Here is a 20,309-nt window from a genome sequence, read left to right as displayed (position 1 = left end):
CGCATGCCCAGATCCAGTGCCGGGTCCTACCCGGTGGCACTCTCCCTCGTCGCGGTCGCCGCGCTCGCCCTGAGCGCCTGCTCCGGCGGTACGAGCGCCTCCGGCTCCTCGGCCGGCAAGACCCTGGTCGTAGACACGTCGTTCAATCTGAAGACCGCCGACCCGGGTCGTGAGTTCGAGCCGACCGGGCAGATCGTGGACAAGGCGCTCTACGAGACGCTGCTGACCTTCAAGGGCTCCGACGTCACCAAGCCGGTGCCGGGGCTGGCCTCCTCGTACGAGCAGTCCGCGGACGGCAAGACGCTCACGCTGCACCTGCGGACGGGCGCGAAGTTCGCGGACGGCAGCGCGGTCACCGCCGACGACGTCGTCTTCTCGCTGAACCGGGTGATCGCGCTCAAGGGCAACCCGTCGTTCCTGCTCGACGGCGTCACGGTCACCAAGACGGACGCCTCGACGGTCACCCTGGTGTCGAAGAAGGCCAACCCCGCCCTGCCCTTCATCCTCCCCAACCCCGCGCTCGGCATCCTCAGCGCCAAGACGGTCCAGGCCCACGGCGGCTCGGCGAGCTCGACGGACGGGGCGGAGAAGTACCTCAACACCACGTCGGCCGGCTCCGGCCCGTACACGCTGACCTCGTTCAACACCAACACCCAGGTCGTCCTGACGAAGAACCCCAAGTACACGGGTACGGACAAACCGTCCTACGACAAGATCGTCATCCGCAACGTCCAGGCCCCCACCCAGAAGCTGAACGTGCAGCGCGGCGACAGCCAGATCGCCCTCGACCTCACCTCCGACCAGGTCAGCGGGCTCGCCGGGGGACTCAAGGTGGACAGCGGCGCGTCCTCGGACGTGATCTTCCTGCTGCTCAACCGGAACACCAAGGTCAGCTCCACGACGGCCAACGCCAAGTTCGCGGAGGCGGTGCGCAAGGGCATCGACTACAAGAGCCTGCTCTCGCTCGCCGGCAGCGGCTCCGTCCAGCCCGCCGGGATCATCCCGTCGACCTTCCTCGGCGCGCTGCCCGCCTCCGAGGCCGCCGGCCGCGACCTCGCCGGGGCGAAGGCGGCCCTCAAGGCGAGCGGGATCGCCAAGCCGTCCGTGACCCTCGGCTACGCCAGCGACCTGACCGTCGACGGACTGTCCCTGCAGACCCTCGCCGAACGGGTCCAGGCCCAGCTGAAGGAGGTCGGCATCACGGTCACGCTGGCCCCCGCGCCGACCACCACGGAGCTGGACAACTACCGCAACGGCAAAGAGCAGTTGGGACTCTGGTACTGGGGCCCGGACTACCCGGACCCCAGCGACTACCTGACCTTCCTGCCCGGCAACCTGGTCGGCCTGCGCGCGGGCTGGAAGGCCGGCGCCGACTCCGCCCTCACCGCGCTCGGCGACACGGCCGCCACCACGATCGGCGACGACACCCGCAAGACGCTGTACGAGCAGATCCAGACCAAGCTGAACGCCGACGGCCCCTTCATCCCGCTGATGCAGCCGAGCCGCAACACGGTCTACGCCGCGTCCGTCACCGGCGTCGCCTACAACCCCGTATGGACGATCGATGTCGCCGCGCTGGGCGCCAAGTAAGGAAGCGGGCGGTGGCGGCGGAGACGGTGGACGGCCTCGCGTCCGCCGCCGTCTCCTCGCCCGTCACCCCCTCGCCCGCTTCCTCCTCCGCCGTACCGCCACCGCCGTCCTGCTCGCCGTCGGCGTGACCCTGGTGACGTTCGTCCTCACCAACCTCGTCCCGGGCGACCCGGCGGCGGCCAACCTCGGCCAGCGGGCGATCGGCGACCCGGCGATCGTCGCGCAGTTCCGCCACCACTACGGCCTCGACAAGCCACTGCCGGTCCAGTACGTCACCTACCTCGGCAACCTCCTCCACGGCGACCTCGGCGAGTCCCAGCAGAGCCATCAGTCGGTCCTCACCGACCTGTCCACCGCCGTCCCCGCCACCCTGGAACTGGCCGGGGCCGCGATCGTCGTCTCGCTGATCGTGGGCGTGGCGTTCGGTGTCGTGGCGGCGCTGCGCCGGGACCGCTTCACCGACCAACTCCTGCGTGTCATCAGCCTGTTGGGCGTGTCGGTGCCGACCTTCTGGCTGGCGCTGCTCGCCTTCTACATCTTCTTCTACCGCCTCGGCTGGGCCCCGGGCAGCGGTCGCCTCGACCCCGGCATGACCGCCCCACCGCACGTCACCGGCCTCTACACGGTCGACGCGGCACTCGCGGGCCAGTGGCCGGTGTTCTGGAACGCGGTGGGCCATCTCGCCCTGCCCGCACTGGTGTTGACGGCGTACACCGTCGGCCTGCTCACCCGCTTCACCCGCTCCGCCGTCCTGGAAGTCCTGAACCAGGACTACGTCCGCGCGGCCCGCGCCAAGGGCCTGCCCGGCCGGACCGTCCTCTTCCAGTACGTCCTGCGCGCGGCCCTCGTCCCCGTCGTCACGGTCGCCGGACTGGCCTTCGGCGCCCTGCTCTCGGGGACCGTCCTGGTCGAGTCGATCTTCGCCTGGCCGGGCCTGGGCGCCTACGCCTACCGCAGCGCGACCACCCTCGACCTGCCCGCCGTCATGGGCGTCGGACTCGTCGTCGGCCTGGTGTACCTGACCGTCAACCTCGCCGTGGACGTCCTGTACGGCGTGATCGACCCGAGGGTGAGGGTGCAGTGAGGCTCAATCTGTTGAAACGGCTGCCGCCCGCATGGCGCCGCCCCCTCGCCGTCACCGGCGGCCTGGTCGCGGTGTTCTGGCTGCTGATCGTGGTCGCCGCCCCGCTGCTCGCCCCGCACGACCCCCTCGCTCAGAACCTGCCCCGGCTGGCCGCCCCCGGCGCCGGACACTGGTTCGGCACCGACGAGTTGGGCCGGGACGTGCTGAGCCGGGTGCTGTACGGCGCCCGCGTCTCCATCCCCCTCGCCCTCCTGCTGGTGGCCATGTCCCTGCTGGTCGGCGGGGGGTTGGGAGCCTGCGCCGGGTTCTTCGGGCGGTGGGTGGACGAGACCGTGATGCGGATCGCGGACCTGGTGTTCGCCTTCCCCACCGTCATCCTGGCGATGGTGGTCGCCGCCGCGCTCGGCGCCAGCCTGCAGAACGCGGTGCTGGCCGTCCTGGTGGTGTCCTGGCCGTCGTACGCACGCGTCACCCGGGGTCTGGTCATGGGCCTCAGGAACCGTGAATTCGTGCTCAGCGGACGGCTGTTGGGCTTCTCCGCCTGGCGGTCGCTGCGTGTGGACATCCTGCCCAACGTGCTCGGGCCGCTGCTCGTCCTGGCCACTCTCGACATCGGTACGGCGACGCTGCTGCTGTCCGGGCTGTCCTTCCTGGGGCTCGGTGCGAAGCCGCCGACCGCCGAGTGGGGCGCGATGGTGGCGGACGGCACCCAGCAGTTCGACAAGTGGTGGATCGGGGTCTTCCCGGGACTGGCCATCCTCACCGTCGTGCTCGCCTTCAACTTCCTCGGCGACACGCTCCGGGACGCCCTCGACCCGGGCACGGCGCGCACGATCGGCGCGGAGAAGGAGCGTGTCGGATGACCGCCGGCAATGTGCTGGAGATCAGCGGCCTCACCCTCGACCTGGGCGGCCGTCGCATCCTCGGCGGTGTCGACCTCGCGGTGCGGCCCGGTCAGGTGCACGGACTCGCTGGGGAGAGCGGCTCGGGCAAGACCATGACCGGCCTTGCGGCGCTCGGTCTGCTGCCGCCGGGTGCCCGTACCGGTGGCCGGATCGAGCTGGAGGGCACCGACCTGCTGACCCTCCCGCCCCGTCAACTGGCCGCGCTGCGCGGCCGATCGGTGAGCATGGTGTTCCAGGACCCGTCCACCAGCCTGCACCCGATGCTCGGCATCGGACACCAGCTCACCGACCACCTGCGCCACCACCTGAAGCTGAACCGCAAGGCCGCGAAGGACCGGGCCGCCGAGCTGCTGACGCAGGTGCGCATCCCCAACCCCCTTGAGGCGCTGGGACGTTACCCGCATCAGTTCTCCGGCGGGATGCGGCAGCGCATCGCGATCGCCATCGCGCTGGCCTGCGAACCGAAGGTGCTGATCGCCGACGAGCCGACCACCGCGCTCGACGTGACGGTGCAGGCAGGCGTACTGCGGCTGTTGCGCGGGCTCTGCGACGAACTCGGTCTCGCCGTCCTGCTGGTGACCCACGACCTGGGTGTGATGTCCGCTATCGCCGACGAGGTGAGCGTGATGCGCCACGGCCTTGTCGTGGAGAGCGGTCCGCGCGGCCGGGTCCTCACCGAGCCGCGGCACGAGTACACCCGTCAGCTCCTGGACGCGCTCCCCGGAAGGAGCACCGTATGACCCCCGACCCGACGGCCCCTCTCCTCTCGGTCGACGACCTCGTGGTCCAGTACCACCGGCCGGGCGCCTCGCCCACCCGCGCCGTCGCCGGGGTCAGCCTCCAGGTGCGGGCGGGCGAAGTCGTGGGCCTGGTCGGCGAGTCGGGCTGCGGCAAGTCCACCCTGGCCCGCGCGGTCTGCGGCCTCACCCCGGCCGCGGAAGGGCGGATCACCTACGACGGCACACAGGTACGCCCGCTGCGCGTCCGCCGCCGCGATCCGGCCCTCACCGGCGTCCAGATGGTCTTCCAGGACCCGTACGGCTCCCTCAACCCCCGGCGCCGGGTGGGCGCGCAGATCGCCGACGGCATCCGTACCGCGACCGGGCGGGGGGAAGTGGCAGACGGGGCGACCCCGGAGGGCCTGCTGACCCGGGTCGGGCTATCGGCGGAGGCCGCCGAGCGCTATCCGCAGGAGTTCTCCGGCGGCCAGCGGCAGCGCATCGCCATCGCCCGCGCGCTCGCCGCCCGCCCCCGACTGCTTGTCGGCGACGAACCGATCTCCGCGCTCGACGCCTCCGCCCAGCTCCAAGTGGCCACGCTGATGCGGTCGTTGGCCGTCGAGTCGGGTGCCGGGCTGCTCTTCATCAGCCATGACCTGTCCGTCGTACGGCTGATCGCGGACCGGATCGCGGTCATGTATCTCGGGCGGATCGTGGAGACCGGCCCCACCGCCGAGGTCTGGGCCGACCCGCGGCACCCGTACACCCGGGCGCTGCTGGCCGCCGTACCGAAGCCGGACGGAGCGGGTGTGCTGCCCGCCGAACTCCCCGGGGACGTCCCCGACCCCGCCGCCCCGCCGAGCGGCTGCCGCTTCCACCCGCGCTGCCCCCAGGCCTTCGACGGCTGCGACCGCGAGGAACCGCAGCTGATCGCCGGGGGCGTGGCCTGCCGGCTGTACGCCGCCTGAGCCGTGCCGCGCCGGACGGTGGTCCGCCGGAGCGGGGCACCACCCTCGCCGACTCCCACGACACCTCACGGAGAACCGATGTCCGACGACGACCACCCCGCCGAACCCGCGCTCCGGCCCCTGTACCCGGCCGACCGCCTCCACCGGGCCCGGGAGGCCACGGCCGGGACGGGTCTTGACGCCCTGCTGATCTCGCCCGGGGCGGACCTGCGCTATCTGACCGGCTACGACGCCCTGCCGCTGGAGCGGCTGACCTGTCTGGTCCTGCCGGCCGAAGACGACCCCTTCCTGCTCGTCCCGGCGCTGGAGGAACCCGCCGCGCGGGCGTCCCCGGCCGGCGGCCTGGGCATCGAGATCACCGGCTGGCACGAGACCGACGACCCGTACGCGCTCGTAGCGGCCCGGCTGCCCGCACGGACGGCCCGCGTCGGCGTCGACAACCGCATGTGGGCGGAGAAGACCCTCGCCTTCCGTGCCGTACTGCCGGGCGCGGAACAGGAGTTGGCCGGAGGGGTGCTCAACGGGTTGCGGATGCGCAAGACCCCGCAGGAGGCCGACGCCCTGCGCCGGGCCGGTGCCGCCATCGACCGGGTGCACGCCCGCATGGGGGAGTGGCTGCGGGCCGGACGCACCGAGCGCGAGGTCGGCCGGGACATCGCGGAAGCCGTCGTCGCCGAAGGCCATGTGCGGGCCGACTTCGTCATCGTCGGCTCCGGCCCCAACAGCGCCAGCCCGCACCACGAACTCTCCGACCGCGTGATCCGCCCCGGCGACCCGGTGGTCGTCGACATCGGCGGTACGACCCGGGACGGCTACTGCTCCGACTCCACGCGCGTATACGCGGTCGGTGAGCCGCCCGCCGAGTTCCGCCGCCTCCACGACGTGCTGCTGCGCGCCCAACGCGCCCAGACCGACGCCGTACGGCCGGGTCTGACGGCCGGTCAACTCGACGCCGTGGGACGGGACATCATCACCGACGCCGGATACGGGCCGCACTTCATCCACCGCACCGGACACGGCATCGGACTGGAGAGCCACGAGGAGCCGTACATCGTGGCCGGCAACCCGCTCCCGCTCGCGCCCGGCATGGCCTTCTCCGTCGAACCCGGCATCTATCTGCCCGGCCGGTACGGAGCGCGGATCGAGGACATCGTGATCTGCGCCGACACGCGCGGCGAACGCCTCAACCGCAGGCCGCGGGACCTGGTCGTACTCCCCTGATCGCCGCCCCGTTCCACCAGTCACCCACCCCGAGGATCCGCCATGCCCGCTGCACCGCCCCCCTTCGCCCGTCCCGCCGCCGACGGCGGTGCCCGCCCGGGTGGCGCGCCCGCCGAACTGGCCGAGGTGTGGACGGTGATCACCGGAATGTACGAGGGCTACACCGCGGGCGACCGGGAGCGCATCGACTCCTTCCTCGACCCCGAAGCCACCATCTGGGACTCGGCGACCCGCGAACTCATCCGCGGCAGAACGGAGTTGAACCACGTCCGGGACAGCCGCCCCACCTCCGAGGGAGGCCCCGACGAGACCGGCCTCACGGCCTACGACCAAGTCGTCGACGTCTTCGGGGACTTGGCGGTGGCCCGCTACTGGCTACGGGTCGACTACCGTGCGGCGCCGCCGGAACTGGCCCGCATCACGGCGGTCCTACGGCGGGCCGGTCCCGACGGACACTGGCTCGTCGTGCATCTGCACGAGGACATCCACGGGCAACTGGCGGCCGATGGAAGCTAGGGCCTGTCCGGCGGATCAGGTCGCAGGTGAGCATCGGTGCCTCATCAACTCCGGCGACCGACGACAACGCGGCTGGGGGTCCCCCACGCCTTTAGGGCAGTGGGGGAGTGCGTGCCGGCCCCCGCGTCTGCGACAGGATCCGCCGGACAGGCCCTAGTTGGCCTGACGTCGGCGATCGCACCCCTAGTATGTCGGATCGGAGCCCGGCCGAGTCGACCTCACGGTGGACCCGGTGATCGTCGGGCCCGCTCAAGGAGGACATGTTCCGTGCTTTCGCTCGATGGCTCCGACCCCTCGCACATAGGCCGCTACCGTCTGGTCGGCAGACTCGGCGAAGGCGGGATGGGGAAGGTGTACCTCGCCCGGTCGCCCGGTGGCCGTCCCGCCGCCGTGAAGGTGATCAACGACCACCTCCGGCACGACGAGCACGCCCTGAGCCGGTTCCGCCGCGAGGTGGAGACCCTGGGCACGGTCCGCAGCGCGTACACGGCCTCGCTCATCGACGCGGAGCTGGACACACCGCCGTACTGGCTGGCCACCGAGTACGTGCCGGGGCCCACCCTGCACGCCGCCGTCGTGAGCGGCGGACCGCTCCCCGCGGACCTGGCCCGGGTCATGCTGGCCGCCCTGGCCGAGGGGCTGGAGGCCATCCATGTACGCGGTGTGTGGCACCGGGACCTCAAGCCGCACAACGTCATCCTCTCCGCCACCGGCCCACAACTGATCGACTTCGGCATCGCCAGGTCCACCGACGCGTCCAACCTCACGCAGGTCGGCAGTGCGATGGGCAGTCCCGGATACATCGCGCCGGAGACCTTCACCGGCGGCCGTACCGGTCCGGAGGCGGACGTGTTCGCCCTCGGGGCCACCCTGGCGTTCGCCGTCACCGGCCGACCGCCTTACGGGGACGGGCCGTTCGCGGCCGTGTCCTACCGTTCGGTGCACGGGGAGATCGACCTGCGGGGTGTGGACCCCGGCGTCGCCGAGCTGATCGAGGCCTGCGTGCGCAGCGATCCCGCGCAGCGCCCCACGCCGCAGCGCATCATCGAACTCAGCCGGGCCGAGGCGGACCTCGTCCACCATCCCGCCTACCAACGCGCCCTCGCCGTAGGCTCCTTGACGGACCAGGAGCGTGCCGCGACCGTCGCCGACCTCGGGGGCGGAGCGGCGTCCGTCGCCCCGGACGCGGTGACGGCCACCCTGGACGGTGCCCGGCAGCACCACGCCGTCACGCTCCTCGCACCGGACGCGGGCCTCGACACCCTCGCGCCGCCGCACGCGGCAGATGCCTACGGCCCCTACCCGGCCGCGCAGCCGGACGGTGGCGGGACCCGGCGCGGGCGCCGAGGGCTCTGGGCCGCCATCGGCGCGGCCTCGCTGGTCGTCGCCGTCGCCGCCGCACTGCTGCTGTCCCACGTCTTCGAGGACAAGGGGTCCCCCTCCGCACACCCCTCACCGTCCGCGAGCTCCGGCCGGGCCACCGACACGTCGGCCAGTCCGTCCGCGAGCGGAGCGACGGCTTCTCCCTCCGCGTCCGGCACGGGTGCGGGCAACCTGGCCGATGCCGTGGTGGTGAAGCCGCCCTTCACGTTCGAGCCCGGGAAGTTCGTGGAGACGGTGCGTTCGAAGCTGATCATGCAGACGGACGGCAACCTGGTGCTCTACGACAAGGACGGCACCGCGCATTGGGCGAGCCAGACCGAGGGCGAGGGGAACACGGCGGTGTTCCAGGCGGACGGCAACCTGGTGGTCTACAACGCCCAGACGCAGCCGCTGTGGGCCAGCAACACAGGGGGCGCCGCCGGGGCGACCCTCAAGGTGCTGGAGGACGGCAACATGGTCATCGCGACCGACGGCGGGGTCGTATGGCAGACCAATACCGCGCATTGAGGGCACGGTGGATCCGAGGGCTCAGGGGATCCGCGCGACCGCCGCGTAGATCCCGCTGCCCTCCGGGGTCTCGCCCGGCGCCGGAGGGTTCCACTCCGTCGCCGTCACCAGGCCGGGCGCCACCAGGTCGAGGCCGTCGAAGAAACGGGCGACCTCCGGGCGGGTGCGGAAGCCGAGCTTGATGCCGCCCTTGGCGTATTCGGCGGTGACCTGCGCGGCCAGCTCGGGGTAGAGGTCGGACGCGGCGTGCGACAGGACCAGATAGCTGCCGGCCGGCATGGTGGCGACGAGGTCGCGGACGATGCCGTGGGCGTCCTGCTCGTCGGGGATGAAGTGCATCAGCGCGATCAGCGAGAGGGCGATCGGGCGGCCGAAGTCCAGGACGTGGCGGGCGTGTTCGACGATCGCCTCGGGCTGTCGTACGTCGGCCTGGACGTAGTCGGTGACCCCGTCGGGGTGGCTGATCAGCAGGGCCTCGGCATGGCGCAGCACGATCGGGTCGTTGTCGGTGTAGACGACCTTCGCGGCCGGCACGGTCCGCTGCACGATCTGGTGCAGGTTGGGCGCGGTGGGGATGCCCGTGCCGATGTCCAGGAACTGGTCGAGGCCCCGGCCGGCCAGCCAGGTCGCCGCGCGGTGCATGAACTGACGGTTCTGCCGGGCCGCGTCCTTCGCCTCGGGCGGCAGTTTCTCCCCCACGGCCTCGTCGACCGGGTAGTTGTCCTTGCCGCCCAGCAGCCAGTCGTAGACCCGCGCGGGATGTGCCTTGCCGGTGTCGATCTGCGGGGCCGACTGCGGGTCGGTCGTCATGGCAACTCCATCGTGCCGAGTGGACGGATCGGGCCGAGCTCCCGATCATCGTACTCGGGCCGGTCATGTGGCCTGCGGGGGAGGGGAGTTGGGCCCGCCGCGCCGGTCACCGGCCCGGCGGAACCGGCCCGGTGACCGGCGCCACGGACATCACTGCTCCCGCAGGTCCTTGACCCGGCGGATCTTGCCCACCGAGCGCTCCAGGGTCTCGGGGTCGACGATCTCCACGTCCACGGTCACGCCCACACCGTCCTTGACGCCCTTGCCGATCGCCGCCGCGGCGGCCGTCCGCTGCTCGGGGCCGGCGCCGGGGCGGGCCTCGGCGCGGACCGTCATGTGGTCCATCCGGCCGCGGCGGGTCAGCTGGATCGTGAAGTGCGGGGCGACGGCGGGGGTGCGCAGGATGATCTCCTCGATCTGGCTGGGGAACACGTTCACCCCGCGCAGGATGATCATGTCGTCGCTGCGGCCGGTGATCTTCTCGATCCGCCGGAAGGCCGGGCGGGCCGTGCCGGGCAGCAGCCGGGTCAGGTCGCGGGTGCGGTAGCGGATGATCGGCAGCGCCTCCTTGGTGAGGGAGGTGAAGACCAGTTCGCCGCTGTCGCCGTCGGGGAGCACCTCGCCCGTGAACGGATCGACGACCTCCGGGAAGAAGTGGTCCTCCCACACATGGAGGCCGTCCTTGGTCTCCACGCACTCCTGCGCCACACCGGGGCCGATCACCTCCGACAGGCCGTAGATGTCGACCGCGTGGATGTCCATGCGCTCCTCGATCTCGCGGCGCATCTCCTCCGTCCACGGCTCGGCGCCGAAGATGCCCACCTTGAGGGAGCTGGTGCGCGGGTCGACGCCCTGGCGCTCGAACTCGTCGAGGAGGGTCAGCATGTAGGACGGGGTGACCATGATGATCTCGGGCTCGAAGTCCTGGATGATCTGCACCTGGCGGGCGGTCATGCCACCGGAGGCGGGGATCACGGTGCAGCCCGCGCGCTCGGCGCCGTAGTGCGCGCCCAGACCGCCGGTGAACAACCCGTAGCCGTACGAGACATGGACCTTGTGACCGGGACGGCCGCCGGCCGCGCGGATCGAGCGGGCCACCACGTCCGCCCACATGGAGAGGTCGTTCTCCGTGTAGCCGACGACCGTGGGGCGGCCGGTGGTGCCGCTGGAGGCGTGGACACGGCGGACCTGGTCCATGGGGACGGCGAACATGCCGAAGGGGTAGGTGTCCCGCAGGTCGGCCTTGGTGGTGAAGGGGAACCGGGCCAGGTCCTCAAGGGTGTGGCAGTCCCCGGGTTTGACCCCGGCCTCGTCGAACTTGCGGTGGTACAGCTCCACGTTGTCGTAGGCGTGCCGCAACGTGGCCTGGAGCAGACCGAGTTGGTGCGCGCGCAGCTCCTCGCGGGTGAGGCGCTCGGCGCCGTCCAGCAGCCCTTCGGGGAGCGGTTCGCCCAGGCGCCGGCTCGCGGGCGCCGAAACCGGTGCGGTCACCCGGGCCGACGGATCGCTGCTCATGGAGACTCCTTCGTCCTTGTGCTGTTGATACTGCGGCTCCGTCCCCGGAACTCCGCGATCACCTGGTCGCCGCGCTCCACGCGCACGTCGTAGATGCCACTGCGGCCGAACCGGGTGCGCTCGCGCGCGGTCGCCACCAGGACGTCGCCCTCGTGCGCCGGGGCGACGAAGTCGATGTCGGCCGCGGCGGCCACGGTCACCGGGCCGTGGCTGTTGCAGGCACAGGCGAAGGCGGAGTCGGCGAACAGGAACAGATAGCCGCCGTGGGCGGTCCCGTGTCCGTTGACCATTACCGGGGTCACGGTCATACGGAGCACGGCGGTCCCTTCGCCGTGTTCGACGAGCTCGATACCGAGAGCCCGGGACGCCTCGTCCGCGGCGAACATCTTCTCCGTGGGACCGGGGGCCGTGTTCATGGCCTGCGTCATATTCCACCACCTTGTGGACCGACCGAACATTCGGTTAGCGTGCGGCACGGCCAAGTAATCCAGCATCACCACTGCCTGTCAAGAGGTGGAACGCATGCCCCAGACCAGCTCCGAGCCGTCCTCCGACGAGGTCTATCTGATCGACGGGGCGCGCACCCCGCAGGGCCGCTACGGCGGCGCCCTGGCGTCCGTACGGCCCGACGACCTCGCGGCGCTTGTCGTCGGCGAGGCGGTCCGCCGTGCCGGGATTCCGGCCGACGCGGTGGACGAGGTGATCCTCGGCGCCGCCAACCAGGCCGGCGAGGACAACCGGGACGTGGCCCGTATGGCCGTCCTGCTGGCGGGGCTGCCGCACACCGTGCCCGGCTACACCGTCAACCGGCTCTGCGCCTCGGGGCTCACCGCCGTGGCCTCGGCCGCCCAGGCGATACGCGCAGGAGAGGCGGACCTCGTCGTCGCCGGCGGGGTCGAGTCGATGACCCGGGCGCCGTGGGTGATGGCCAAGCCCGGCACCCCGTGGGCCAAGCCGGGGGAGGTGCACGACACCTCGCTGGGCTGGCGCTTCACCAACCCGTGCTTCGCCGCGCAGGACACCCTGTCCATGGGCGAGACGGCCGAGGAGGTCGCCGCGCTCGACGGCATCACCCGCGCCGACTCCGACGCCTTCGCGCTGCGCAGCCATCAACGCGCCGTCGCAGCACAGGAGTTGGGCCACTTCGACCGGGAGATCGTGCCGGTCGCGGTGAAGGACGGTGAAGTCACCCGCGACGAGGGCCCGCGCCCCGGCACCACGCTGGAGAAGCTCGGCTCCCTGCGCACCATCTTCCGTGAGGGCGGCATCGTCACCGCGGGCTCGTCCTCGCCGCTGTCGGACGGCGCCGCCGCCCTGGTGGTCGCGAGCGGGGCGGCGGTCCGGCGCCACGGGCTCACCCCCAGGGCCCGCATCGTCACCTCCACCTCGGCCGGAGTGCAGCCCCACCTCATGGGCCTCGGCCCGGTACCCGCCACCGAGAAGGCGCTCGCCCGCGCCGGCTGGGGGACCGGCGACCTGGACGCCGTAGAACTGAACGAGGCCTTCGCCGCCCAGGCACTCGCCGTCACGCGCCGCCTCAAGCTCGACGAGGACAAGGTCAACGCCGACGGCGGCGCCATCGCGCTCGGCCACCCCCTCGGCTGCTCCGGCGCCCGCATCCTGCTCACGCTGCTCGGCCGGCTGGAGCGGGAGGACGCCCGACGGGGGCTGGCCACGCTGTGCGTCGGCGTCGGCCAGGGTGTCGCGATGCTCGTGGAGCGGGTGTGAGCGCCCCCGAGCCGTACGAGACCCTCCTCGTCGAGGAGCGCGCGGACCGTGTCGTCGTCACCCTGCACCGCCCCGAGGCCCGCAACGCCATCAGCGGGCTGATGATCCGCGAACTGCACGCCGTCTGCGAGCAGTTGGAGCAGCACCCGAAGCTGCTCCTGCTCACCGGTCATGGCGGGGTCTTCGCGGGCGGCGCCGACATCGCGGAGCTGCTGGAGCGCGGGCGGGACGAGGCGCTGCGGGGCATCAACAGCAGGCTGTTCGAGCGCGTACGCCGGCTGCCGATGCCGACCCTCGCGGCGGTGGACGGCTGGGCGCTGGGTGGCGGCGCGGAGCTGTCGTACGCCTGTGATCTGCGGATCGCAGGTCCGGACGCCGTCTTCGGCAATCCGGAGCCCGGCCTCGGGATCCTCGCCGCGGCGGGTGCCTGCTGGCGGCTGCCGGAACTGGTGGGCGAGTCGGTGGCCAAGCAGGTGCTGCTCGCCGGACGGAACCTCGACGCGGCGGCGGCGCTGGCCGCCGGGCTGGTCATCGACGTCGTACCGGCGGAGAAGCTCTTGGACGCGGCGCACGAGCTGCTCGACCGGATGGCCCGGTCCTCGGCCACCGCCCTCCGGCTCACCAAGCTCGTGGTCGACTCGCCCGGCGCCCACCCGATCGCCGACGACCTCGCGCAGGCCGTGCTCTTCGAGGGGCAGGACAAGAGGGACCGTATGACACGCTTCCTGGAGAAGAGGAATAGCCGAGCATGAGCCCAACACCCCACTCCGTGCCCGCAGTTGTAGGTGTCATCGGCGGTGGCCGGATGGGCGCCGGTATCGCGCAGTCCTTCGCCGCCGCCGGATCGTCCGTGACCGTCGTGGAGAGCGGTGAGCAGGCCTCGGCCGCCGCGCTGGACCGGGTCGCGACCGGACTGAAGCGGGCCGCCGAGCGCGGCCTGCTCGGTGAGCCCGCGGAGCAGGTCCTCGCCCGTGTCACCATGACGGGCTCGGTCGACGGGCTGCCCGCCGACGCCGATCTGGTCGTCGAGGCCGTCCCCGAGGACGCCGGGCTCAAGGCCCGGGTGCTCGCGGCGGCCGAGCGGGCGGTGGGCGCGACCACCGTGCTGGCCACCAACACCAGCTCCCTGTCGGTCACCGAGCTCGCCGCCGCGCTCACCCGGCCCGGCCGTTTCCTGGGCATGCATTTCTTCAACCCGGTGCCCGCCTCGGCCCTGGTCGAGATCGTCGTCGCGCCGGGCACGGAGGCCGCCGCCGTCGGCGCCGCCCTGGACTGGACGCACGCCCTCGGCAAGAAGGACGTGACCGTCAAGGACTCGCCCGGCTTCGCCAGCAGCCGCCTCGGGCTGGCGCTCGGCCTGGAGGCGATCCGCATGGTCGAGGAGGGTGTCGCCGAACCGGAGGCAATCGACGACGCGATGAGCCTGGGCTACAAGCACCCCATGGGGCCGCTGCGCCTGACCGACCTGGTCGGACTCGACGTACGCCTGGCCGTCGCCGAATATCTTCACTCCACCCTCGGCGAGCGCTTCGCCCCGCCCCGGCTGCTGCGCGAGAAGGTCGCGCGCGGTGAACTGGGCCGGAAGACGGGACAGGGGTTCTACACGTGGGAGTGAGCACGACGGATCGCCTCCGGATACGACGGCTCGGAGCCGTCCGCCCGAGGCCGCTGACCAGCCATTCGCGCGGCAGGTCTTGCCTCACCGGGGGAAACCCTTCACACTGGGAACCGAACGAATGGTCGGTAGGGGAGTTGAGGTGTCGATGACCAGCACAGGCACGGAGGCGTCAGCCGCCGACCGGGACGAGACGCGGTTCGAGGAGCAGTTCGACGCCACGATCGCGAAGGACCAGCGGATCGAGCCCCGCGACTGGATGCCCGACGGCTACCGCAGGACCCTGATCCGGCAGATCGCGCAGCACGCGCACTCGGAGATCATCGGGATGCAGCCGGAGGGCGACTGGATCACCCGCGCGCCCTCCCTGCGCCGCAAGGCGATCCTCTTCGCGAAGGTGCAGGACGAGGCCGGACACGGACTGTATCTGTACTCGGCCGCCGAGACCCTGGGCGCGGACCGCGCCGAGCTGACCGAGGCCCTGATCGAGGGCCGGCAGAAGTACTCGTCGATCTTCAACTACCCGACGCCGACCTTCGCCGACGTCGGCGTGATCGGCTGGTTCGTGGACGGCGCCGCGATCTGCAACCAGGTGCCGCTGTGCCGCTGCTCGTACGGTCCGTACGCGCGGGCCATGGTGCGGGTCTGCAAGGAGGAGTCCTTCCACCAGCGCCAGGGCTTCGAGCTGCTGCTCACGATGATGCGCGGCACGGACGCCCAGCGGGCCATGGTCCAGGACGCGGTGGACCGTTGGTGGTGGCCGTCGCTGATGATGTTCGGGCCGCCCGACGACGACTCGCCCAACTCGGCCCGCTCCATGGCCTGGAAGATCAAGCGGCACAGCAACGACGAACTGCGCCAGCGCTTCGTCGACATGACCGTCCCGCAGGCCGAGAAGCTCGGAGTCACCCTGCCCGACTCGGAGTTGAGCTGGAACGAGGAGCGCGGACACCACGACTTCGGCACCCCCGACTGGTCCGAGTTGCAGCGCGTGATCAAGGGCGACGGACCGTGCAACGCCGAGCGGGTGTCCCGCCGCCGGGCCGCCCACGAGGAGGGCGCCTGGGTCCGGGAGGCGGCCACCGCCCACGCGGCCAAGCAGGCGGCCGCTCGTACACAGCAGACCGAAGGAGCGGCGGCATGACGCAGGACTGGCCCCTGTACGAGGTGTTCGTGCGCGGTAAGCGCGGACTGAACCACGTCCACGTCGGCTCGCTGCACGCCGCCGACGACGCCATGGCGCTCACCCACGCCCGCGACCTCTACACACGGCGCAACGAGGGCGTGTCCATCTGGGTCGTGCGCTCCGAGCACATCGCCGCCTCGACCCGCGACGAGAAGGACCCGTTCTTCGCGCCGAGCGCCGACAAGGTCTACCGCCACCCCACGTTCTACGACATCCCCGACGACGTCCCCCACATCTAGGAGCAGGGCATGAGTGACGACCACGTCTATCTGTCCCTGGCCGAGGGGCACGACGACAGCGACGCCCGCTGGGCCTTCGGCACCGGCTTCGAGGACCCGCTGCACGGCGTCGACCAGAGCGTGCCGGAGGGCACGGACACCGCCCAACTGGCCGCGTACTGCCTGGCACTCGGCGACGACGCGCTCGTCAGCGCCCAGCGACTGGCCCAATGGTGCACCGCCGCCCCCGAGTTGGAGGAGGAGGTCGCGCTGGCCAACATCGGGCTCGACCTGCTCGGCCAGACCCGTCTGTTCTACGCGCGCGCCGGCCAGGTCGACGGCACCGGACGCGGCGAGGACGCCTACGCCTACTTCCGCGACGCCGACGCCTTCCGCAACGTACGGCTGGCCGAACTGCCCAACGGGGACTTCGCGTTCTCGACCACCCGGCTGCTGGTGCTGTCCTCCTGGCGACTGGCCCTCTTCGAGCGACTCGCCGTCACCACACCGGACCCGGTGCTCGCCGCCATCGCCGCCAAGGGCGTCAAGGAGCTGGCGTACCACCGCCAGTACGCCGCCGAGTGGGTCGTCCGGCTCGGTGACGGCACGGAGGAGTCGCAGCGGAGGATGCGGGACGCGCTGGCTGCCATCGCGCCCTACGTGGACGAACTCTTCGCGACCACGGGCGAGTTGAGGGAAGAGGTGCTGGCCGTGCTCCGCCAGGTCACCGACGCCGCCGGGCTCGCCTGGCCCGAGGCTGCACCGGTCCCCGGGCACGGCCGCGACGGCGACCACACCGAACACCTGGCCCCGCTGCTGACCGAACTCCAGAGCGTGGCCCGCGCCCACCCGGAGGCGACATGGTGACCACCCTGCTCGACGCGCGGCGCGCCCGGCACATCGCCGCGCAGGTGCCCGATCCCGAGATGCCCATGCTCACGCTGGCCGACCTCGGCGTCCTGCGTGACGTCGAGGTCGGCGAGGACGGCACGGTCGTCGCGAGCCTCACGCCGACTTACTCCGGCTGCCCGGCCATGGCCGAGATGCGTGCCGAGGTGGCCGCGCGGCTAACGGACGCCGGGTACGCGCGCGTGGAGATCCGTACGGTCCTGACCCCGCCCTGGAGCAGCGACTGGATCACCCTGGCGGGCCGAGCCAAGCTCGTCGAACACGGCATCGCCCCGCCGGGTGCCGCCCCCCGAGGCCCGGTCAAGCTCACGCTGTCGCCGACCCGCCGTACGGTGGCCTGCCCCCGCTGCGGGGCGACGGACACCGAGGAGACCTCGCACTTCGCCGCGACCTCCTGCAAAGCCCTGTGGCGGTGCCGCGCCTGCCGCGAGCCGTTCGAGTACGTCAAGGAGATCTGATGGCGAGCCCCCGACACCCGCTCGCGGAGAGCACGGCGGGTCCTCAACTCCCGCCCGTGGAAAGGACGGTGGACCAGTGACCGCCCCGGCCCCCACCACCCCCGCCCGCCCTGCGCGCCGCCGTCCGGCCTTCCACGCGCTGCGGGTGGCGGCCGTCGAGCCGCTGTGCGAGGACGCCGCCGCCATCGGCTTCGACATCCCCGACCACCTCGCCGAGGAGTTCGCGTACCGGCCCGGCCAGGCGCTCACGCTCCGCCGTGAGGTCGAGGGACGCGACGAGCGCCGCTCGTACTCCATCTGCTCCCCGGCGGGAGCACGCCCCCGCATCGGCGTACGCGTCGTCCCCGGCGGCCTGTTCTCCTCCTGGCTGGTCAACGAGGTACGCCCCGGAGACACCGTCGAGGTGATGGCCCCCACCGGCGTCTTCACCCCCGACCTGACCGTCCCCGGCCACCACGTCCTGATCGCCGCCGGCTCCGGCATCACCCCGATGCTGTCCATCGCGGAATCCGTCCTCGCCGCCGACACCCGCTCCCGCGTCACGCTCTTCTACGGCAACCGGCGCTCCGACACCGTGATGTTCGCCGACGACCTCGCCGACCTGAAGGACCTGTACCCCGGCCGGTTCCAGCTCGCGCACGTCCTGTCCCGCGAACCGCGCGAGGCCGAGATCCTCTCCGGCCGCCTCGACGCCGACCGGCTCACCACACTCGTCGCCGCCCTCGTGGACGTGGAGACCGCCGACCACTGGTGGCTGTGCGGCCCGCACGGCATGGTCCGCGACGCCCAGCAGGTCCTCACCGGACTCGGCGTCCCCGCCGAACGCGTCCATCAGGAGCTGTTCTACGCCGACGACGAGCCCGTACGACCCAACGAACACATCGACAAGGCCTACGACGGCCCCGTCAGCCAGGTGAGCGTCACGCTCGACGGCCGCACCACCAACTCCGCGCTGCCCAAGGGCAGTTCGATCCTCGACGGCGCCCAGAAGACCCGGCCCGACCTGCCCTTCGCCTGCAAGGGCGGCGTCTGCGGCACCTGCCGCGCGCTGGTCACCGACGGCACCGCGGACATGCGGCGCAACTACGCCCTCGAACCCGCCGAGGTCGACGCCGGTTACGTCCTCACCTGCCAGACCTTCCCGGTGTCCGACACACTCGCCGTCGACTACGACAGCTGAGGCGGGCCAGGACACTTCGGCACACGTGAAGAGCGGGCCGGGAGGGATCCCGGCCCGCTCTTGGTTCAGCTACCGGCGGTCAGCCGAGGAGCTTGGCCGCCAGGGTCGCGGCGTTGTACGAACCCCAGCCGGTCGTGAAGTCCCAGCCGGTGGCGGCGGAGTAGGCGCCGTTGCTGCCGCTGGTGATGTCGTGGAAGCCGGTGCCCTTCGCCGTGTAGAGCGCGGGGTTGGCGAAGCCGAGGTTGGCCTTGCCGGCCGCCGCGGCCTGCTGGTTGTAGAGCGCGCCGAAGGCCGCCCACTCGGGCGCGGCGGCGCTGGTGCCGCCGACCGTGCCCCAGCTGCCCTGCGAGTAGATCGAGACACCGGGGCTCGGGTTCGCGAGCGCCGACACGTCGGGAACCTGGCGGTAGCCGCCGCCCGCGGTCTTCTGCACCGCGGTCTGCCAGCTCGGGATCTTGAAGACGGAGGACTTGCCGCCGCCACCGCCCGACCAGGCCGTCTCCTTGCTCCACGCGTTGGCGGAGGTGACGGTCAGCGTGGTGCCGCCGACGCCGGTGACGTACGGGTCGGCGGCCGGGTAGTCGACGGTGGTGGTGCCGTCGCCCGCGTCGTCCGAGCCGTCGTCGCCGGAGGCCGCGTAGAAGCCGAGGCCCTCGGCCGCGCCCGCCTTGAAGACGGCGTCCACGGCGTTGATGTTGGAGGTGGTGCGCTGGCTCTCGGAGGCGCCCCAGCTGATCGAGGTGGTCGGGATGCCGCTGTCGACGATGGCCTGGTAGGTGTCGACCTCACCGGCGTCGGAGTTGGGGCCCTCGAAGACCGTGACGTTCGCCTTCGGGGCGATCGCGTGCAGCACCTCGATGTCGAGCTCGACCTCGACCTGGCCGTCACCGAGCGCGCCGGAACCGCCGTCCACCTTCGACACGGTCGGAGTGGGCGAGCCCAGGCTGTAGTTGGTGTCGTACTTGGTGATGTTGGACTGCTGGAAGCCGTCGAACTCCAGCAGCGCGATCTTCTGCCCGCTGCCGGTGTACGTCCCGGAGACGTTGTAGCCGCCCTTGATCTGGGCCGGGGTGTAGCCGCCGCCGGGGCCGTTGTGCGGGTTGACCTTGGCGGACCCCTGGTGGTGCAGCTGGGCGCGGTTGTTGAGGCCGGTCACGTCGCTGACCAGGCCGGCGATGCCGGTCGGCAGGGTCGGTGCGGTCTCGTTGGCGTAGAACGCGCGGCCCGACCTGGCGTCCTTCCACGTCGACAGCTTGGTGCCGAACGCCTTCTCCAGCTGGGCGGCGGTGCCGCTGGCGTCGACCAGCAGGTTCCCCGAGTGCACCTTGCCGACGGTGAGACCCTGGGCCCGCAGGAAGTCCTTGACCTGCTTCACCTCGGCGTCGGTCCGCCCGAACCGGGCCGCGAACTGGGCCTTCGTCAGATAGTGGCCGTACGAACTCGACCGCGGATTGCTGACGTTGGCGACGAACGTGTCCAGCGCCTTGTCGTTTCTCGGCGTCAGGCTGATGGCCACCGATATGCGCTTGCCGGCGGCGACGGCGCCGGTGCGGGACGCGTCGTGGTTCAGGCCCTTGAGGACATCTCCCGCGACGGCGGCGCGAGTTGAGTGCGGCTGGACGGCGGCGTAGGCGCTGGGGACGGCGGCGGCGAGCAGGGCCGGTACGGCGACGAGGCCGACCAGCTTCAGACGTGACGTCACGGAAGTCCTCCGAGGAGTGGGGGGTTGCTGTCCCGGAAGCGGAACGGCTTCACCGTAGGAACATCCGCCCCACCCGCATAAGCGGGGGAACCCTT

Annotated in this window: 20 protein-coding genes; 16 read left to right on the top strand and 4 right to left on the bottom strand. The window is 71.7% G+C overall.

What is annotated here, in order from left to right; translation table 11 throughout:
- Window positions 1–3 precede the first annotated feature (3 nt).
- From OH768_RS05490 to OH768_RS05455, 8 genes are all read left to right on the top strand, one after another.
- A complete protein-coding gene (locus tag OH768_RS05490) occupies window positions 4–1,590 on the top strand; it encodes an ABC transporter substrate-binding protein (RefSeq protein WP_406450606.1) in 1,587 nt (528 codons plus the stop codon).
- Window positions 1,565–2,674, top strand: a complete 1,110-nt coding sequence (locus OH768_RS05485; protein WP_406450604.1) for an ABC transporter permease — start codon at window positions 1,565–1,567, stop codon at window positions 2,672–2,674. The genes OH768_RS05490 and OH768_RS05485 overlap by 26 nt, the downstream gene beginning before the upstream one ends.
- Window positions 2,671–3,537, top strand: a complete 867-nt coding sequence (locus OH768_RS05480) for an ABC transporter permease (RefSeq protein WP_406450602.1) — start codon at window positions 2,671–2,673, stop codon at window positions 3,535–3,537. The genes OH768_RS05485 and OH768_RS05480 overlap by 4 nt, the downstream gene beginning before the upstream one ends.
- Entirely contained in the window at window positions 3,534–4,319 is a 786-nt protein-coding gene (locus OH768_RS05475; protein WP_406450600.1) for an ABC transporter ATP-binding protein, read from the top strand. The genes OH768_RS05480 and OH768_RS05475 overlap by 4 nt, the downstream gene beginning before the upstream one ends.
- Window positions 4,316–5,266: an oligopeptide/dipeptide ABC transporter ATP-binding protein gene (locus OH768_RS05470; RefSeq protein WP_406450598.1), complete on the top strand. Its 951-nt coding sequence runs from the start codon at window positions 4,316–4,318 to the stop codon at window positions 5,264–5,266. Before OH768_RS05475 ends, OH768_RS05470 begins: the two co-directional genes overlap by 4 nt.
- Before the next feature lie 78 nt (window positions 5,267–5,344).
- Window positions 5,345–6,487, top strand: coding sequence for a M24 family metallopeptidase (locus tag OH768_RS05465; protein WP_406450596.1), 1,143 nt, complete (start codon window positions 5,345–5,347; stop codon window positions 6,485–6,487).
- A 42-nt stretch (window positions 6,488–6,529) separates the two neighbouring features.
- Window positions 6,530–7,003, top strand: a complete 474-nt coding sequence (locus OH768_RS05460) for a DUF4440 domain-containing protein (protein WP_406450594.1) — start codon at window positions 6,530–6,532, stop codon at window positions 7,001–7,003.
- Window positions 7,004–7,270: 267 nt separating this feature from the next.
- Entirely contained in the window at window positions 7,271–8,893 is a 1,623-nt protein-coding gene (locus OH768_RS05455) for a protein kinase domain-containing protein (RefSeq protein ID WP_406450592.1), read from the top strand.
- A 21-nt stretch (window positions 8,894–8,914) separates the two neighbouring features.
- On the opposite strand, the gene OH768_RS05450 is transcribed toward OH768_RS05455, so the two are convergent.
- The 3 genes from OH768_RS05450 to paaI all read right to left on the bottom strand — a co-directional run bounded on the left by OH768_RS05450 (window position 8,915) and on the right by paaI (window position 11,646).
- The gene (locus tag OH768_RS05450) at window positions 8,915–9,703 is read right to left on the bottom strand and encodes an SAM-dependent methyltransferase (RefSeq protein ID WP_406450590.1); all 789 of its coding nucleotides are present in this window, start codon (window positions 9,701–9,703) and stop codon (window positions 8,915–8,917) included.
- Between the two features lie 150 nt (window positions 9,704–9,853).
- Window positions 9,854–11,218 (bottom strand): phenylacetate--CoA ligase PaaK, encoded by a 1,365-nt coding sequence (gene paaK / locus OH768_RS05445; protein WP_406450588.1) that lies wholly within the window; start codon window positions 11,216–11,218, stop codon window positions 9,854–9,856.
- Complete coding sequence (gene paaI / locus OH768_RS05440; protein ID WP_406450586.1) at window positions 11,215–11,646, bottom strand: hydroxyphenylacetyl-CoA thioesterase PaaI; 432 nt, start codon at window positions 11,644–11,646, stop codon at window positions 11,215–11,217. The genes paaK and paaI overlap by 4 nt, the downstream gene beginning before the upstream one ends.
- A gap of 94 nt (window positions 11,647–11,740) precedes the next feature.
- Between paaI and OH768_RS05435 the strand changes: the two genes are divergently transcribed.
- The 8 genes from OH768_RS05435 to paaE all read left to right on the top strand — a co-directional run bounded on the left by OH768_RS05435 (window position 11,741) and on the right by paaE (window position 18,512).
- Window positions 11,741–12,946 carry a thiolase family protein gene (locus tag OH768_RS05435; protein WP_406450584.1) on the top strand — a complete coding sequence of 402 codons (1,206 nt, stop codon included), beginning with the start codon at window positions 11,741–11,743 and terminating at the stop codon, window positions 12,944–12,946.
- Window positions 12,943–13,698 carry an enoyl-CoA hydratase/isomerase family protein gene (locus tag OH768_RS05430; protein WP_406450582.1) on the top strand — a complete coding sequence of 252 codons (756 nt, stop codon included), beginning with the start codon at window positions 12,943–12,945 and terminating at the stop codon, window positions 13,696–13,698. The genes OH768_RS05435 and OH768_RS05430 overlap by 4 nt, the downstream gene beginning before the upstream one ends.
- Complete coding sequence (locus OH768_RS05425) at window positions 13,695–14,561, top strand: 3-hydroxyacyl-CoA dehydrogenase family protein (protein ID WP_406450580.1); 867 nt, start codon at window positions 13,695–13,697, stop codon at window positions 14,559–14,561. Before OH768_RS05430 ends, OH768_RS05425 begins: the two co-directional genes overlap by 4 nt.
- Before the next feature lie 148 nt (window positions 14,562–14,709).
- A complete protein-coding gene (gene paaA / locus OH768_RS05420) occupies window positions 14,710–15,705 on the top strand; it encodes a 1,2-phenylacetyl-CoA epoxidase subunit PaaA (RefSeq protein ID WP_406450578.1) in 996 nt (331 codons plus the stop codon).
- Window positions 15,702–15,986, top strand: a complete 285-nt coding sequence (paaB, locus tag OH768_RS05415; RefSeq protein WP_019075091.1) for a 1,2-phenylacetyl-CoA epoxidase subunit PaaB — start codon at window positions 15,702–15,704, stop codon at window positions 15,984–15,986. The genes paaA and paaB overlap by 4 nt, the downstream gene beginning before the upstream one ends.
- A 9-nt stretch (window positions 15,987–15,995) precedes the next feature.
- Window positions 15,996–16,832, top strand: a complete 837-nt coding sequence (gene paaC, locus OH768_RS05410; RefSeq protein ID WP_406450576.1) for a 1,2-phenylacetyl-CoA epoxidase subunit PaaC — start codon at window positions 15,996–15,998, stop codon at window positions 16,830–16,832.
- Complete coding sequence (paaD, locus tag OH768_RS05405) at window positions 16,826–17,332, top strand: 1,2-phenylacetyl-CoA epoxidase subunit PaaD (protein ID WP_406450574.1); 507 nt, start codon at window positions 16,826–16,828, stop codon at window positions 17,330–17,332. The genes paaC and paaD overlap by 7 nt, the downstream gene beginning before the upstream one ends.
- A gap of 76 nt (window positions 17,333–17,408) precedes the next feature.
- On the top strand, window positions 17,409–18,512 hold the full coding sequence (gene paaE / locus OH768_RS05400) for a 1,2-phenylacetyl-CoA epoxidase subunit PaaE (RefSeq protein ID WP_406450572.1): 1,104 nt from the start codon (window positions 17,409–17,411) through the stop codon (window positions 18,510–18,512).
- A gap of 79 nt (window positions 18,513–18,591) precedes the next feature.
- Here paaE and OH768_RS05395 read toward each other — a convergent pair whose 3' ends face one another.
- On the bottom strand, window positions 18,592–20,214 hold the full coding sequence (locus OH768_RS05395) for a protease pro-enzyme activation domain-containing protein (protein ID WP_406450570.1): 1,623 nt from the start codon (window positions 20,212–20,214) through the stop codon (window positions 18,592–18,594).
- Between the last annotated feature and the right edge of the window lie 95 nt (window positions 20,215–20,309).

Origin of the sequence: Streptomyces sp. NBC_01622 (assembly GCF_045209635.1) — a bacterium.
Lineage (GTDB): Bacteria > Actinomycetota > Actinomycetes > Streptomycetales > Streptomycetaceae > Streptomyces.
Note: the sequence above shows the minus strand (reverse complement) of the source record. Positions and strands in the feature narration are given on the sequence as shown.

Coding starts and splice junctions, on each gene's coding strand:
- paaK (WP_406450588.1), bottom strand. CDS start 11,218: ATGAGCAGCGATCCGTCGGCCCGGGTGACCGCACCGGTTTCGGCGCCC.
- OH768_RS05460 (WP_406450594.1), top strand. CDS start 6,530: ATGCCCGCTGCACCGCCCCCCTTCGCCCGTCCCGCCGCCGACGGCGGT.
- paaD (WP_406450574.1), top strand. CDS start 16,826: ATGGTGACCACCCTGCTCGACGCGCGGCGCGCCCGGCACATCGCCGCG.
- OH768_RS05435 (WP_406450584.1), top strand. CDS start 11,741: ATGCCCCAGACCAGCTCCGAGCCGTCCTCCGACGAGGTCTATCTGATC.
- paaC (WP_406450576.1), top strand. CDS start 15,996: ATGAGTGACGACCACGTCTATCTGTCCCTGGCCGAGGGGCACGACGAC.
- paaA (WP_406450578.1), top strand. CDS start 14,710: ATGACCAGCACAGGCACGGAGGCGTCAGCCGCCGACCGGGACGAGACG.
- OH768_RS05470 (WP_406450598.1), top strand. CDS start 4,316: ATGACCCCCGACCCGACGGCCCCTCTCCTCTCGGTCGACGACCTCGTG.
- OH768_RS05425 (WP_406450580.1), top strand. CDS start 13,695: ATGAGCCCAACACCCCACTCCGTGCCCGCAGTTGTAGGTGTCATCGGC.
- paaB (WP_019075091.1), top strand. CDS start 15,702: ATGACGCAGGACTGGCCCCTGTACGAGGTGTTCGTGCGCGGTAAGCGC.
- OH768_RS05485 (WP_406450604.1), top strand. CDS start 1,565: ATGTCGCCGCGCTGGGCGCCAAGTAAGGAAGCGGGCGGTGGCGGCGGA.
- OH768_RS05490 (WP_406450606.1), top strand. CDS start 4: ATGCCCAGATCCAGTGCCGGGTCCTACCCGGTGGCACTCTCCCTCGTC.
- OH768_RS05465 (WP_406450596.1), top strand. CDS start 5,345: ATGTCCGACGACGACCACCCCGCCGAACCCGCGCTCCGGCCCCTGTAC.
- OH768_RS05450 (WP_406450590.1), bottom strand. CDS start 9,703: ATGACGACCGACCCGCAGTCGGCCCCGCAGATCGACACCGGCAAGGCA.
- paaI (WP_406450586.1), bottom strand. CDS start 11,646: ATGACGCAGGCCATGAACACGGCCCCCGGTCCCACGGAGAAGATGTTC.
- OH768_RS05475 (WP_406450600.1), top strand. CDS start 3,534: ATGACCGCCGGCAATGTGCTGGAGATCAGCGGCCTCACCCTCGACCTG.